At 59.7% G+C, this 14,811-nt stretch carries 13 protein-coding genes; 6 read left to right on the top strand and 7 right to left on the bottom strand.

Features of this window, described 5'->3' with window-relative positions; all coding sequences use genetic code 11:
- Positions 1-381 precede the first annotated feature (381 nt).
- Complete coding sequence (locus tag DLM45_RS11660; RefSeq protein WP_246317344.1) at positions 382-711, bottom strand: H-NS histone family protein; 330 nt, start codon at positions 709-711, stop codon at positions 382-384.
- 611 nt (positions 712-1,322) lie between these two features.
- On the opposite strand from DLM45_RS11660, the gene DLM45_RS11655 reads away from it, so the two are divergent.
- The 3 genes from DLM45_RS11655 to DLM45_RS11645 all read left to right on the top strand — a co-directional run bounded on the left by DLM45_RS11655 (position 1,323) and on the right by DLM45_RS11645 (position 5,301).
- Positions 1,323-1,913, top strand: coding sequence for a superoxide dismutase (locus tag DLM45_RS11655; RefSeq protein WP_181337273.1), 591 nt, complete (start codon positions 1,323-1,325; stop codon positions 1,911-1,913).
- A gap of 91 nt (positions 1,914-2,004) precedes the next feature.
- Complete coding sequence (locus DLM45_RS11650; RefSeq protein WP_181337272.1) at positions 2,005-3,816, top strand: cyclic nucleotide-binding and patatin-like phospholipase domain-containing protein; 1,812 nt, start codon at positions 2,005-2,007, stop codon at positions 3,814-3,816.
- A gap of 144 nt (positions 3,817-3,960) precedes the next feature.
- Complete coding sequence (locus tag DLM45_RS11645; protein WP_181337271.1) at positions 3,961-5,301, top strand: patatin-like phospholipase family protein; 1,341 nt, start codon at positions 3,961-3,963, stop codon at positions 5,299-5,301.
- Here the strand turns inward: DLM45_RS11645 and DLM45_RS11640 are convergent.
- Positions 5,298-5,594, bottom strand: a complete 297-nt coding sequence (locus DLM45_RS11640) for a DUF4236 domain-containing protein (RefSeq protein WP_181337270.1) — start codon at positions 5,592-5,594, stop codon at positions 5,298-5,300. The genes DLM45_RS11645 and DLM45_RS11640 overlap by 4 nt on opposite strands.
- A gap of 126 nt (positions 5,595-5,720) precedes the next feature.
- Positions 5,721-7,157 carry a helicase HerA-like domain-containing protein gene (locus tag DLM45_RS11635; protein WP_181337269.1) on the bottom strand — a complete coding sequence of 479 codons (1,437 nt, stop codon included), beginning with the start codon at positions 7,155-7,157 and terminating at the stop codon, positions 5,721-5,723.
- A 231-nt stretch (positions 7,158-7,388) separates the two neighbouring features.
- Here DLM45_RS11635 and DLM45_RS11630 point away from each other — a divergent pair, with 231 nt between their 5' ends.
- Positions 7,389-9,269, top strand: coding sequence for a methylmalonyl-CoA mutase family protein (locus DLM45_RS11630; RefSeq protein WP_181337268.1), 1,881 nt, complete (start codon positions 7,389-7,391; stop codon positions 9,267-9,269).
- Between the two features lie 16 nt (positions 9,270-9,285).
- Here the strand turns inward: DLM45_RS11630 and DLM45_RS11625 are convergent, their stop codons facing one another.
- From DLM45_RS11625 to DLM45_RS11610, 4 genes are all read right to left on the bottom strand, one after another.
- The gene (locus DLM45_RS11625; RefSeq protein WP_181337267.1) at positions 9,286-9,999 is read right to left on the bottom strand and encodes a prolipoprotein diacylglyceryl transferase; all 714 of its coding nucleotides are present in this window, start codon (positions 9,997-9,999) and stop codon (positions 9,286-9,288) included.
- Positions 10,000-10,317: 318 nt separating this feature from the next.
- The gene (locus DLM45_RS11620; protein ID WP_181337266.1) at positions 10,318-10,518 is read right to left on the bottom strand and encodes a hypothetical protein; all 201 of its coding nucleotides are present in this window, start codon (positions 10,516-10,518) and stop codon (positions 10,318-10,320) included.
- A gap of 126 nt (positions 10,519-10,644) precedes the next feature.
- Positions 10,645-10,935: a hypothetical protein gene (locus tag DLM45_RS11615; protein WP_246317342.1), complete on the bottom strand. Its 291-nt coding sequence runs from the start codon at positions 10,933-10,935 to the stop codon at positions 10,645-10,647.
- A gap of 84 nt (positions 10,936-11,019) precedes the next feature.
- Positions 11,020-11,919, bottom strand: coding sequence for a DUF817 domain-containing protein (locus DLM45_RS11610; protein WP_181337265.1), 900 nt, complete (start codon positions 11,917-11,919; stop codon positions 11,020-11,022).
- Positions 11,920-12,027: 108 nt separating this feature from the next.
- Between DLM45_RS11610 and DLM45_RS11605 the strand changes: the two genes are divergently transcribed.
- Together DLM45_RS11605 and scpA are read left to right on the top strand one after the other, a co-directional pair.
- Positions 12,028-12,429 carry a DUF1398 domain-containing protein gene (locus tag DLM45_RS11605; protein WP_181337264.1) on the top strand — a complete coding sequence of 134 codons (402 nt, stop codon included), beginning with the start codon at positions 12,028-12,030 and terminating at the stop codon, positions 12,427-12,429.
- Between the two features lie 203 nt (positions 12,430-12,632).
- Positions 12,633-14,804, top strand: a complete 2,172-nt coding sequence (gene scpA, locus DLM45_RS11600; protein ID WP_181337263.1) for a methylmalonyl-CoA mutase — start codon at positions 12,633-12,635, stop codon at positions 14,802-14,804.
- Positions 14,805-14,811: the final 7 nt, after the last annotated feature.

Here is a 14,811-nt window from a genome sequence, read left to right as displayed (position 1 = left end):
ATCCTGGGCGCGCGAGACATATGAGCGGGGCTGCTAGCACTGTCAAGGAGCGAGTGCTAAAGATGTCGGGCTGGATTAAAATCCCCGCCGGGCCTGCTCCTGCTAAGTGCAGATAAGAAGCAGACGTTTATGACTGCTTAATGGGGCGGCGTTCGCCACGCGGCGACGGGTGTCTGTGTCCGTATATAAGTGATTTGGAAGCGTCGCCCAGCCCCTGCCCAAAAGAAGAGGAAGCCGCGACGTCTTTTTTGACGATCGATGGAATTCAAAAAAAAAACGGGACCGCCGACAGCCGCCAACGATCCCGTTTCATTTCTAGAAGCGCTCAGCTCAAGATGAACTCAACCCGAGTTCAAGAGTTTGCGCCGACACTAATTTCGCTCAGATCGCGAAATCGTTGAGCTTGGCGCCCTTCCTCAAGCGCTCGACAAGCCAATTCGGCTTGCGGCCGCGACCCGTCCAGGTATCTGCGCGATTTTCCGGATTGGCGTATTTCGCGACACCGACCGACTTCGTACGGCCAGCGGATTTACCACGCGGCGCGCCGAACAATTCCGATACCGAGAATCCGTGCGTTTCAGCCAAATCGGCCATTTTCTTCTTGAGATCGGACCGCTCGCGGTCACGCGCCGAAGCAATTGCTTTTTTTACTTTCGCTTCAAGATCGACGAGCTCCTTGAGAGACATCTTGTCGACATTGATCCCAGCCATTTTCTTTACATTTCGCATCGGAACGAGAAACCTCTGATAATCTACTACGGGGCCAAGCCCGGAAACCCGGAAAACAAAAACTCCGATATCCCCTTGGATGTCAATACGTCCTAAGAGAGACTCATGAATTTTCGGGAAATCGAAATTGTCGTAATTGGGACACCGAAATCCACACACTACGAATTTAATTCAATCAATCCCTAGTCCCGATATGCCGTTATAAGTTGCGAACATATATAGAGAAGTCCGCGACCAATTGGCGCCCGCCTTCGATTAAATTCCGTAGGCTGATCACTGTTGCCATTGCTGTTTATCGGGCTTGACGCGCAAAAAGTGCCGTCACCAGAGAATAATTCCAAAATAGTCGGTATAAACCAAGCCAAAGACCGGCTGTATCCAATACCGACCTGATCAACAATCGCTCCGCGTCACAAAAAATATTTTTTTGCGAGCCACGACCTCTACCGCTGCTTTGGAAAGGGATTTACCCGCGAAGTCGTTGTATTTGAGGAGCGATGTGAACGTTTCATGCGGCCAAGCGTTGCTTGTAACATCTGGCTCCAAAAGCTAAGTTCAGAGAATCCCAACAAACTACTGGATGAGTGGCACCAATGACGTTGAAACTTCCCGACCTGCCCTATTCATATGACGCCTTGGCGCCGTTCATGTCTGCAGAAACGCTCGAATTCCACCATGACAAGCACCACTTGGCGTACGTCGACAACGGCAACAAGCTGCTTGCCGGTTCGAAATACGAAGGCCAATCCCTCGAAGATATCGTCAAAAATGCTTATGCCGATAAGAACGCAGGCCTGATCAATAATGTCGGCCAGCACTGGAACCATCTGCATTTCTGGCAATGGATGAAAAAGGGCGGCGGCGGCAAGAAGCTTCCGGGCAGCATCCAGAAACTCGTCGACGGCTACGGCGGATTCGACAAAGTTCGCACCGATTTCATTGAGGCTGGCAAAGGCCAGTTCGGCTCGGGTTGGGCTTGGCTCGCGATCAAGGACGGCAAGCTCGAAGTTCAGAAAACGCCGAACGGCGAAAACCCCCTCATGCACGGATCAAAGCCGATCCTCGGCGTCGATGTGTGGGAACACAGCTATTACATCGACTATCGCAATGCTCGGCCGAAATACCTCGAAGCCTGGTTCGATAACCTTGTGAACTGGGAACACGTCGAAGAGCTCGCCGGCTAACGCGCGTTATTGATCCCACGAACACGTTTTATCGGGGCGCCTGCGCTTGTGGTATAAGGCCTGACAACAGCCTGCCACACGCGGCGCCCCGATGTCGTCTCAGCCGTTTTCACTCGCGAGCGTATCGACCTTCAACGGGCTGGACCCAAATGCCCTGCTGCGGCTCGAGCAGCAGCTAGAACCCATTCTCGTCCGGCGCGGTGACTATGTCGTGCGCGAAGGCGAAACGGCAGACGCGTTGTATGTCGTTATCTCCGGCCGCTTCGCCGTCGAAATAGCATCGCACCGCGAACCGATTACTGAGATCTCCCACGGCGCCACCATCGGAGAGATCGCCTTCTTTGCGGGTGGCACCCGCACGGCCACCGTGCGCGCGATAAGAGACGGCGTGCTCGTGCGCCTGACGCGAGACGATTTCCTCGCCATTTCCGAAATGTCCCCCGCGATCTGGAGCACGATATCCGCCGCACTGGCTGAACGTCTCTCCGCCGCGACCCAGCGCATGCATCGACCGGGCGCGACCGCAACCCCAGCCGAGAACCGACCCACTCCCCGCACGATTGCAGTTGTCGGAACTCGCTCCGGCGTCATTCCCCCAGCATTCCTCGCGAGCCTTATTCAAGTCGCGGCGACGACGCCAGGCACCCTCGTTGTCACCAGCAGCACACTCGCCGAAGCCCTCGGCCGCACGCCGCGCGACGACTACGATCTCACCGATGCGCTCAATGACCTGGAACGCCGTTATCCGCGTATCATTTTCATAGCTGATGCCGAACGCACCCCTTGGAGCGAGAAGGCCGTCCGCCAGGCAGATGAACTCTTGCTCGTTGCCGCACCACTCGGCGACCCCGTTGGCTCGGCAGTCGAGTTTGGCCCCCTCGAAGCATTCGCGTTATCGCTGCATCGGCCAGCATCGCGACGCCTCGTCATCATTCATGACAGAAAGGGCATCGTCCAAGGCACGCGTCACTGGCTGGCACTGCGCGAACCGGCAATGCACCACCACGTCGCGTTGGGCGATCCGGCAGGGGTCGACAGTCTCTGGCGTTTTCTCACCGGACGCGCACTCGGATACGTCGCCTGCGGTGGAGGTGCATACTGCTCAGCGCACGTTGGTATCTATCGCGCCTTCCGCGAAGCGGGCACGCCTTTCGACATCATCGGCGGAACGTCAGGCGGCGCGGCGATGGGTGCAGCGTTTGCCCAACAGCTCGATCCAAACACGATCGATAAACGCATCCATCGCATGTTCATCGAAGGGCGCGCGATGAGCCGCTACACGCTCCCCCGCTATAGCCTGCTCGATCATGCACATTTCGACATGCGCCTCGAAAATGAGTATGGCACGACCCGCATCGAGGACCTTTGGATACCGTATTTCGCCGTCTCGACAGACCTCTCCGCGTCCGAGGTCGTCATCCACCGCCAAGGCAGCCTCTGGCAGGCGATCCGCGCCAGCGCAGCAATTCCCGGCCTGCTCCCGCCATTTTACACTGCCGATGGTCGAACACTGGTCGACGGCTCGGTGATCGCCAACGTACCGATCGAAGCCATGCACGCGCTGAAGCGCGGCCCCAATATCGTGACCAGCTTTCAGAATTGCGCGCGGGAGTCGGCACCCGTGGATTACGCCACCCTGCCCCGCCGCCGCGAACTTCTCTGGCGGATGTTCAATCCCATGGCGGCCAATCCACTGCCGCGGGCGCCCTCGGCCGCCACTGTGCTCGTTCGGAGCATGATGTCCAATCGCGGCGGTTTCGAACGTCATATTGGCCCGGAAGACTGGCTCCTCGTCCCGCCAACGCCTGAAAATATGGGCGCTTTGGACTGGCGGCGGCACTCCGAGGTTATGGAAATGGCCTACCAATACGCGCGGTCGGAACTGGCGCAACGCCCCGCCTAGTCAGTGTGCCCAAGATGTCATGAGCGACGCCATGGTGTCTTCGGGTTGCTCGACGCTGCGATAGCGCGCTGATATATCTGCGCCATAAGCGCGCCGCAAAGGGCAGCGTTTCTGGGGTGTTTAGTCAACGAGGGGTTTTGGGGCGTGTTGCGGGCGAAGCTCTGCGTCAGCCTTTTGATGGTTGCAACGCTATGCCTTGCTGGCTGTGCGGCAACGATCCCGCGCAATGGCATCTCCGACGCCAGTCTCGCAGCGACGGCCGAAATTCCCGATATGTCCGGCGTTCGCTTCTGGGCGGACGAAGTCCCGAAGGATCCGATTGCCGAGATCCGGCGCAGAACCAGCCATCTCCCACCAATCGCGCGTGACGCCCGTAGCGTCGGCGGCCGCAAAATCATCGAAACACTTGCGCTCTCCGGAGGCGGGTCGGACGGCGCGTTCGGTGCCGGCGTTCTCGCGGGCTGGACGAAGCGCGGCGACCGGCCGGAATTTGAAGTCGTTACCGGCGTCAGCGCCGGCGCCATCATCGCGCCATTTGCATTCCTCGGTCCGTCCGAAGATCAAAAGCTGCACACCATCTGGACGCAGTATAAGCAGAACGAGGTTATCACCACTCAGTTCTTGCCCGCGCTGTTCGGAGGACCGGCCCTTGCCGACACCGCGCCGCTCGAAGCGCTCATCGCTCAATACGTCGACCGCCCGTTCGTTGATCGCATCGCGCGTGAATACAAGCGCGGCCGCATTCTCATGGTGCTGACGACGAATCTTGATGCGCAGCGTCCCGTCGTCTGGAACATGGGCGAAATCGCACTCGATCGATCAGATCGCGCGATCGAACTTTTCCGCAAAGTGATCCTTGCGTCCGCCGCCATTCCGGCCGCCTTCCCGCCGGTCAAGATCGAGGTCGTTGCGGGCGGCAAAATCTACGACGAACTGCACGTCGATGGCGGCACGACGAATGAAGTCTTCATTTTGCCGGTGCACGCACCGCTAAAGGCGTTCGATGCGCTCTATCCCGAGCCGCCCATTCGCCGTTTCTACGTCATCAAAAATGGCAAGGCATCGCCTGAGCAGTCCGTCGTCCAACCGACAACATTACAGATCGCATCCCGCTCCATTTCGACGCTTATCAAGAGCCAGAACCAGAGCGAACTCTATCGCATCTACCGCATCACGCGTGACGGTGGTGCCGATTTCAACTTCATGTCGGTGCCTGCGTCGTTCAATTATACGACCAAAGAAATCTACGATCCGCAGTATCAAGCAGCGCTCTATGCCGAAGGCGTCGCTGAGGGGCGCAAGGGAATTTGGCTGAAATCGCCGCCAGGCCAAACTCCGATCAACGCGGCAGCGCCCCAAAAGAAAATGGCACCGGCCGTAAAGCCGATGCCGATGCCCAAACCCGACACGCCGCAAGCCAAACAGCTACCGGCGAAATCAAAGAAGGTCGCAACGATCGCTGAAGATCACTCCGCGATCGATTAGAACCAGCGCGGCTGCCACCAGTGCAGCAGCATGCGCACCGACTCCGGCGCAATCAAATACGCAAGACCCGCGGCGACGATCAGCAGCAGCAGAATTCCGATCACCGCGATGCTGAGCGGCGTGCGATAGCTCAATCCCGTGCCGGGCACGCCGAGTGTCACCATCGGACCGTTCTTGCCGACGTTCACTGTCGCGCCGTTGCCGCCGATGCTCGAACTGACGCCCGTCTTGCTGAGATTGATGCGCACGCCCGGAAAAATACTGAACGTTTTGCGAAAACGGAAATGGCCCATATCTCTCTCCTCGGCGATTCAGCCGGTGTCCGATCACGATATAAAGACAACTCACGCGGCATCGGCTCCGCGAATCTTCGCAAAAGCTAGTAGCTCTTCAGCCGACTTTCAACGCCACCTACCGGTTCATCCCTTGCCACGAATGAGGTTCGAGAACCGCGACAACCGTTCCTTGAGCTGCCCGACAGTCGTATTGCGGGATTGCAAACGTTCAAACGCCGATTCGCGGTCGAGCGTTTGAGCGTATTTCCGGCGATTATCGGCATCCGCTTCGATAATCCGTTTCCGCTCTTCTGGCGTCAGGGGGCCAACCCGCGACATGGGCGGCCGGATCAGCGTCCGCTGCACCATCGAAGGTTCACCCTTTCCATGCAGCAACGAAACGAGCGCTTCGCCCACCGTCAGTTCCTGAATAACTCGCTCGGTATCGAGTTCGGGATTCGGACGAAACGTCTGAGCCGCTGCGCGGATCGCCTTTTGCTCCCGCGGCGTGAACGCGCGCAGCGCGTGCTGAATGCGGTTACCCAACTGGGCCGAAACCCGATCCGGCACGTCGTTCGGACTTTGCGTAACGTAGTAGACGCCCACACCCTTGGAGCGGATCAGGCGCGTCACACGCTCGACCTGTTCGAGCACAGATTTCGGCGCGTCGTTGAACAGGATATGCGCTTCGTCAAACAAGAAGACGAGCTTCGGCTTTTCCAGATCGCCAACTTCCGGCAACCGCTCGAAGAGTTCCGTCAGCAGCCACAGCAGGAACGTCGCGTAAAGACGCGGCGTATTCATCAGCTTGTCGGCCGCAAGAATGTTGACCACACCGCGCCCGTCCGGCGCAGTCTTCAGAAAGTCCATGATGTCGAGTGCCGGCTCGCCGAAAAAGCGGTCAGCCCCCTGCTCTTCGAGCACCAGCAAACGCCGCTGAATAACGCCAACGGTCGCCGGTGCGATATGACCATATTTGCTTCTGAGACTTGAGGCGCGCTTCCCCATCTCGTCGATGATCGAGCGGAGATCCTTGAGATCCCGGATCACCATCTGATCGTCGCCCGCTTCGCGCTCATCCGCAGCCCAACGGAAGGCGATGTTCAAAACACCCTCCTGCGGCTCCGTCAGTTCGAGCAGGCGCGACAGCAGAAGCGGCCCCATCTCCTGCACGGTTGCGCGCACCGGATGGCCGTCGTTGCCGAAGACGTCCCAGAACGCGACTGGAAAACTCGTGTTGCCGTAGCGGGTCAGACCGATTTCCTGCGCACGCGCCACAAGCTTCGGCAGCGGCGATCCCTTTTCCGCAATTCCGGAAAGGTCACCTTTAATGTCGGCGGCAAAAACCGGAACACCTGCGGCGGAGAACCCTTCCGCCAACACTTGCAGCGTCACCGTTTTTCCGGTGCCCGTTGCGCCTGTGACGAGACCGTGCCGATTGGCGAGCGCAAGCTCAATGCATTCGGGTGCGAGTTCGCGGCCCGATTGGCTGCAGCCAATAAGAATCAGACCGCCTTCGACGTAATCGCGCGGATCTGCGACCGGTTGGTCTTGCCCCGAAACACCCGGAGTTCCTGTCATTTGACCTCCTCGCACCGCCGAACGTCGACTCGCCTCAGCTCGCCCCCTGATCGCACGGCGCACCATGCGACGCAAATGGTCGGACTTGAGCCGGGCGCTCCGTGTATTTACCCTACGCCCGCGCGCGGCAATTCGGCCACCGCCAGCGCCCGATTTCACGCTCGCGCACCGCCGATGAGCGGGTATACCGGGCCAAACATTTACGCACGACACGCCCAGGAGCCCGTCAGAATGACAAGCCCGACCCCGGACCAGACCGAATCCCTCCTTGGGGATGACTTTCCGGCCGCCGGAATAGATGAATGGCGCGGCCTGGTCGAGAAGGCGCTGAAGGGTGCGGATTTCGAAAAGCGCCTCGTCAGCAAGACGGCTGACGGCTTGAAGATCCGTCCGCTGTACACCCGCGCGGACGAACTGGCGAAGACCGTCGGCATGCTTCCTGGCGAACGCCCCTACACGCGCGGCCAGAAAGCCTTACGCGACGGCCTCGGCTGGGACATCCGCTCCTTCCACGTCGAATCCGATCCGAAGGCCGCCAACGCCGCGATCCTCGAAGACCTTGAAGGCGGTGTGACGTCGATCGGCCTCCAGCTCGCGAACGCACTGCCGCCGACGCGCGAAGCGCTCGCCATCGCCCTCAAGGACGTCATGCTGGACGTCTGCCCGATCGTGCTCGTTTCCGGCGAGGCTTTTTTTGAAGGCGCACTCGCGCTCAACGCGCTCTGGGATGCCAAGGGCGTCAAACCTGCGGACCGCCAAGGATCGTTCGGCGCCGATCCGCTTGGCGCGCTCGCAATGCAGGGCAGGCTATCCGAACCGGTAGACACCGCACTCGCCCGCGCCGTGGCGCTGATGAAAACGGTAGAAGCAAGCCCCGGCGTACAGGTGATGACGGCCGACGGCGTCGTCGCGCACGTTGCAGGCGCCAGCGAAGCGCAAGAACTGGCTTGGATGCTGGCGTCTCTCGTCGCTTACCTGCGGGCAGCCGAAGCTGGCGGCATCAAGCCCGCCAAAGCACTTCCAAAGATCAATGTTGCCCTCGCGGCCGACATCGATGAGTTCTCCACCATCGCGAAACTGCGCGCCGCTCGTCATTTGATCTGGCGTGTCGCCGACGCCTCCGGATCCGGAGATGCGGCAGAAAGCGTCAAACTCAATTGCCCGACGTCCTACCGCATGATGGCCAAGCGCGATCCTTGGACCAACATCCTTCGCACGACGATCGCTTGCACAGGCGCAGCACTCGGCGGCGCAGACGCCATCGTTGTCCTGCCATTCACGTTCGCGCTCGGAAAACCGGACTCGTTCGCACGCCGCGTCGCTCGCAACATTCAGATCGTGTGCCAGGAAGAAAGCCACCTTGGCCGCGTCACCGATCCGGCCGGCGGCTCGTGGTATGTCGAAAACTTGACGGACGACCTCGCCAAGAAGGCCTGGGAAATCTTCCAGGACATCGAAGCGCGCGGCGGCATGCTCAAATGTCTGACATCGGGCTATTTGCAAGACACCATCGCGGCAACGGCCGAAACGCGAACCAAAAGCATCGCCACCCTGCGCCAGGAATTGACCGGCGTCAGCGCATTTCCCCTTCTGGGCGACGACGGCGTTCAAGCCGAGCCATGGCCCGCGCCAGCTAAGCCATCGGCTAAAGCTGCCATCGAAGTGAAACCCATGCGCCCGCACCGCTTGGGCGAGGCGTTCGAAGCGTTGCGAGACGAGGCAGACGCACACGGCGGTTTTCAGATCTTCCTCGCGAGCCTCGGACAGATCGCGGATCACAACATCCGCACGACTTGGATCAGGAACTATCTCGCGGCAGGCGGCATCTCCTCGCTCATCAGCGAAGGTTACAAGACGCCTGAAGACGCCGCGGCTGCATTCAAGGCATCCGGCGCGACGGTTGCGTGCATCTGTTCGTCCGATGCCGTCAACGCGACGCTAGCCGAGCCGACGGCCGCAGCCCTGAAGGCAGCGGGCGCAAAGCGTGTTCTGATGGCTGGCAAGCCCGGCGAGAAGGAAGCGGCGCTCAAGACCGCGGGTGTCGACCAGTTCCTGTCCGCCGGAGCTGATGCCGTCGCAACATTGCGGGGCCTGCAAGACGCTCTGCGATAGTCGCCCAGCGCCGTCGTTACCTCGTCTTTGTCGTCAGTCGCCTGTCGGGCGACAGCGACTTGAACCCGATGATAGGGGCGAGATACGACGTGATGCCGCTGTATGATGAGCCGGATTGCTCCTGCGTCTGAGCCGCCGCAACGCGATGCTGGCCGTGATGCCGCTTCTGACGCGCACGCCGCACAACGCTAGACTTGGAACCGGAACGAGACACCGTTACCCGCCGCGATGAGCGGTGCTCTTCAGATTTGTCAGCACGGGGCAACCTCGCCGGTTCGCTGATATCCGCGCCCGAATCCTTTTGCTCCGCGTCCGACTGATCGTCCTGCTGAGCTTCGAGAGCCGCCATCTGCACGAGCTTCTTCGGATCTTCCGGCTTCTCGACGAACTCTCTCGCGACAGGATCCTGCTGCACGATAGCGCTCAGGAAAGTGCGGTCAGGATCCGCGGGCGCTTGCACGGAGAATTTGGTGCTCAAAGCCACCGCAGCGAGACGCGCGGCGGGCGATGCGTCGTCACGCTGGCCGACATCGCTTTGCTGCGCGGCCAGAAGAAACTGATCGAAATTGATGACCGGCACGAAGTCCGGGAGCCGCGTCGCGTTTTGCGAGACGGCAATCACCGCCGCCGAGGCCGTCGCAGGATGAGCTTCGAGCTTGCGCTCGGCGCGCATCGGAAAGCCGGTCGCGAGCAACGCGCCGAATAAAAGCGTGAATGCATTTAGTCTCAATGGTCCGGTCCCCACGCACAACAAACTGGGATCGAGCTCCCGCGCGACACAACAGGTCGCGCGCTACTGGAGCAAACTCACAAAGCAATCGGCTGAAGAATTGTCTTTCGCCCCTTGCCCGAGAACGACCTCACCGCGCAACCAAGGCAACAGCAAGGCCTTGAAAAACAATCTCGTTTGTCTCGGGACGATGACAATTGCAACTACAGCACGAGTCCCCGCGCCCCACAGCGAAGACAAAAAAAGACCGGCCCATGAGAATGAGCCGGCCAGGGAGGGGATGAGAAGGAAACGAGGCAGAAGGATCGAAGGCGCGTGCTACTCGCGGCCGGAAAGAGCGAGAACGCTCAGAACCGAGAGCACGGGAAGCGAAGCAAGAATGGATACGGAGACGAGGGCGTATTCGTTACCCGGCTCGACAAGCGGGGCCATCAGCGCATGAGCATCGGGAATGGTTGCGATCAGAACGGTACCGAGCGCCACGATCGCCGAAGCAGTGCCGACCACGATTCCTGACATAGCTGTTCTCCTCGATCATGAGCGCTGATGTGCGTCTCATCTGTGTCGAGGAGAGAATGCCGTGCTGCTGCTGAAACCGCTGTTCCACCGGTGACACGGCGCAAACGCCGATAAAATCCCGCCGGTTTACTTCTTCAGGCGTTCGATCTTCGCGGCCATGTCCGGAACGACCGTCATGCGATACACGCCGTTATCGCATGTGATTTCCCAGACCGTTTCATTCGGCACCGAAAGCTTCGCATTCCGAACGGCATGTTCTGCTTTCGCGCAGGAGAAACCCTGGGCGCGAAGCTCAGCCGCAAGCGCATTCGTACCCGCCTCATCGGCCCAGGCACCGGAAACGCCGAATGGCGTCCACATGTCAACACCAAGAGCCAGCACTAAAGCCGGCACCGCCGCCTTCAAGTCATGTCGCATGACACTCTCCATATCCGAGAGATTCAACCATATGGAAAAATGACTGGCTCGCACGCGGGAAGCTCGCAGGCGGTAAAGAAACGCTCAAGCCTCGCGGTTAATTTTCATCTTATCGACGCCATTGAGCGCCGCGACGAGCGTATAGGAAATCAGCATCAGCAGGAACCATGAGCCAGCCTTCCCAAGGCTGACCAACTCCCATCCGTGCCTCTGATTGGGATACGTCCAGGCCGCCGTAAACGTCCCGATGTTTTCCGCCAGCCAGATGAAAAACGCGACAAGCGCCAGACCGAGAAGCAGCGGCATATGTCGGTGCGTCTTCCAGATCTTGTAATAGATCGTCGTCGGCCCGAGCAGCACGAACGCAGCAACGAACAGAACGGGCCGAAAATCCCAGACGTAATGGTGCGCGAAAAAGTTGCAGTAGATCGCCGCGCTCAATATCCCGAGCGCCCATACTGGCGGATGCCGGGTAAAGCGAAAATCAAACAACCGCCAGCAGCGCGCGATATATGAGCCGATTGCTGCGTACATGAAGCCGGTGAACAGCGGCACGCCGCCAATGCGCAGCAAGCTCGCCTCCGGATAAACCCACGAACCGACCGACGTCTTAAAGATTTCCATCGCCGTGCCGACGACGTGAAAGACGAGAATGACTTTCGCTTCTTCGAGCGTTTCGAGCTTCGCGACAAGCATCACGATTTGAATCGCAACCGCAGCGATCACCAGAAAGTCGTAACGCGCGAGCGCCGCGCCCTTCGGGTAGAAGAGATACGTTCCGATCAAAAGCGCCAGAAGCAACGCACCGAACAGACAAGCCCACGCCTGCTTCAGCCCGAAGCGCACAAACTCATATGCGAAATGCGCAAACCGCCCGTGTGCTTCGGCCGCCGCCCCGACCTCGGCCTCCCACTCGACGAAGCGGTCGAGCGGCGCCCAAAGCCGCGCCGCGCTTCCCTCCGATCGGCGCACTTTTTGTTGCATATATAACTAGGCCCGCATTGACGACGCGCATCATGCCGGAGTTTGTGGCTAAATCACCGCCACGCGCTGCTCATCCGCGGTGCCCTGAACAGTCAACCGGAAACCCCGATGAACGCCACCCAGCAGTCCATCGCCCAGACCTGTCTTTCCGCCGCCGATAACGGCACGATGACCTTTCCAGAAATCGTCGCAACACTGACACAGGCGGGATTTGAAAGTTACGCGATCGATTTCCGGCGGGCGACCGCAACCTATTATTCAACGAACGGCGAAAGCATCGAGCTTCCAACTCACCGCCTTGACGTCCCCGTCGCAGGAGCATTCGACGCAGCGACCATTCAAGCGGCGATCCGCGAAGCGCAGCAGCTCGTGGAGGGATATACATACAGGGGCTTCTGCACGAAGGTCGCACAAGCCGGATGCGCCGGTTACATCGTCTCGTTTTCGGGCCGCCGGTCGCTTTACATCGGCAGAACCGCCGAAACCCACGTCGAACACTTCCCGAGTTGACGCGCGGCCCCATCTTTCGTCGTAAATCCGCCAGCCAACCCCTCCGGGTAACGCGGTTAACCTCTCGGGGTAGCCAGAATCCAAATCCTGGTGCATTGACCCGCGAACGGGCGTCGCATGCGTCAAGGAATGTTGTCGCCGCCCCCCGTTTTCGCGTACCGTCGCGGCAGATTTCAATCTTTGGTCCGGAACACCCCTAGACGATGTCCTCGATCCCGAATTTCGCCAAAGTGCCTCTCGATCCGGAAGTTCCGGTTGCCGCCCCGAAGGCGAAAGCGCCTGATGCTCCGGTGTGGGAGACGCCTGAAGGCATTCCGGTGAAGCCCGTGTTTACGGACGCCGACACAGCCGGGCTCGATTTCGTAGACACGCTTCCCGGCATCGCGCCGTACGTTCGCGGACCCTATCCGGCAATGTACGCGCTGCAGCCGTGGACCGTCCGTCAATACGCCGGCTTCTCGACCGCCGAAGATTCGAACGCCTTCTACCGCCGCAACATCGCCGCCGGTCAGAAAGGTCTTTCGATCGCTTTCGATCTCGCGACCCATCGCGGCTACGATTCCGATCACCCGCGCGTCAAGGGTGACGTCGGCATGGCGGGCGTCGCCATCGATTCAATCTACGACATGCGCGTTCTGTTCGACAGCATTCCGCTGCAGGACATGACCGTCTCGATGACGATGAACGGCGCCGTCCTTCCCATCCTCGCGCTCTTCATCGTCGCGGGTGAAGAACAAGGTGTGCCGCCGCAGAAACTCGCCGGAACCATTCAGAACGACATTCTGAAAGAGTTCATGGTGCGCAACACCTACATTTATCCGCCCGGACCTTCGATGCGCATCGTCTCGGACATCTTCGCCTATACCAGCGCGAATATGCCGAAGTTCAATTCGATCTCGATCTCCGGCTATCACATGCAGGAAGCGGGAGCGACGGCCGACCTCGAACTCGGCTACACGATCGCCGACGGCATCGAATACGCACGCGCTGGCGTCGCGGCGGGCATGGACATCGATTCCTTCGCGCCGCGCCTGTCGTTCTTCTGGGCGATTGGCATGAACTATTTCATGGAAATCGCGAAGATGCGGGCGGGCCGCCTGATCTGGGCGAAGCTCATCAAAGAAGAATTCAATCCGAAGAACGAACGCTCGCTGTCGCTGCGCACGCACTCGCAGACGTCCGGCTGGAGCCTCACCGCGCAAGACATCTTCAACAACGCCACGCGAACCTGCCTCGAAGCCTTGGCCGCAACGCAAGGCCATACGCAATCGCTGCACACGAACGGACTGGACGAAGCCATCGCGCTTCCAACAGACTTCTCCGCCCGCATCGCGCGCAACACGCAGCTTCTGCTGCAGCAGGAATCAGGCACCTGCCGCACGATCGATCCCTGGGGCGGCAGCCACTACGTCGAACGCCTCACCTACGATCTTGCAAAGCGGGCAATGGCGCACATCGAAGAGGTTGAGGAACAAGGCGGCATGGCGAAAGCAATCGCCGCCGGCATTCCCAAACTGCGCATCGAAGAAGCTGCTGCGCGCACGCAGGCACGCATCGACTCCGGCCGCCAGACGATCACCGGCGTCAACAAATTCCAGATCAAGGGCGACAAGGAAATCAACTTCCTGAAGGTCGACAACCGCGCCGTGCGAGAAGCTCAGCTTGCAAAGCTCGAACGTCTCCGCGCTGAACGCGACGAGCCCTCCGTCCAAGCCGCGCTCAATGCGCTGACGGAAGGCGCAAAGGGCAATGCGAACTTGCTCGATCTCGCCGTCAAGGCCGCACGCGAAAAAGCGACGGTTGGCGAAATTTCCTACGCGCTCGAAAAAGTCTTCACCCGCCACAAGGCAGAGATCCGCGCCATTTCCGGCGTCTACAAGAAGGAAGCGGCGATGAACCCGAGCGTTGATCGCGTCAAAAAACTCGTCGAAGCCTTCGACAAGAACGACGGCCGCCGCCCGCGTATCCTGATCGCAAAGCTAGGTCAGGATGGCCATGACCGCGGCCAGAAGGTGATCGCGTCCGCATTCGCCGACCTTGGCTTCGACGTCGATATCGGGCCGCTGTTCGCAACGTCCGACGAAGCAGCGCGTCAAGCCGTCGAAAACGACGTCCACGTCATCGGCGTTTCATCACTTACGGCCGGTCACTTGACGCTGGTGCCTGAGCTCAAAGCGGCACTCGACAAAGAAGGCCGTGGCGACATCATGATTGTCGTCGGTGGCGTCATTCCGCCATCAGACTACGATGAGCTTTTCCGCTCCGGCGCCAAGGCCGTATTCGGCCCCGGCACCAACATCCCGGAAGCCGCAGCCGACCTCATCGAAAAACTCAACGCCCAACTCGGCTACACCGAAAAAGCAGCCGCGGAGTAAGCCCATC

This window comes from Hyphomicrobium methylovorum (assembly GCF_013626205.1).
GTDB lineage: Bacteria > Pseudomonadota > Alphaproteobacteria > Rhizobiales > Hyphomicrobiaceae > Hyphomicrobium_B > Hyphomicrobium_B methylovorum.
Note: the sequence above shows the minus strand (reverse complement) of the source record. Positions and strands in the feature narration are given on the sequence as shown.